This is a genomic window from Cobetia sp. LC6 (assembly GCF_030264805.1).
GTDB lineage: Bacteria > Pseudomonadota > Gammaproteobacteria > Pseudomonadales > Halomonadaceae > Cobetia.
In genome coordinates, this window is the sequence record NZ_JASSPL010000046.1 from 1 (window position 1) to 373 (window position 373).

The 373-nt window shown below is 52.8% G+C and carries 1 protein-coding gene; it reads left to right on the forward strand.

The features are described from left to right. The first annotated feature begins 52 nt into the window (after positions 1-52). Positions 53-325, forward strand: a complete 273-nt coding sequence (locus QQF40_RS17055; protein ID WP_006469958.1) for an usg protein — start codon at positions 53-55, stop codon at positions 323-325. Positions 326-373: the final 48 nt, after the last annotated feature.

Genomic DNA, 373 nt, shown 5'->3' on the forward strand with positions numbered 1-373 from the left:
GGTCGTGAAATTTTGCGACACACTTCACAGTGTCATGAAACGGAGATGAAGCATGCAATTCTCATCGGATCTGGAACGTCAGCTCAATGGCTACGGCCTCACCACCGCGCACATCCTCTATCGCATTCCTGATTTCGAATCCGTGCTGCAGACCTATGTCTGGCAGGACTACGATCTGGCACCCGATTTTCCTGAGATGCACAGGTTCCTGGATTTCTGGCAGTCCAGGCTTGAAGGCCCGCTCCATTCTGTCCGCTATACGCATCAGTGCTTGATCGGACCGAATGAATGGCGCCGCGTCGAAGGCGAGTTCAAGCTTCACTGAGGTCTTGAACAGAAATTTCCTCTATCCTAGCTCTGTCGTGACCGAGGC

Bases quoted from the DNA above. Each gene is read 5' to 3' on its own strand.
- QQF40_RS17055 (WP_006469958.1), top strand. From the start codon at position 53: ATGCAATTCTCATCGGATCTGGAACGTCAGCTCAATGGCTACGGCCTC.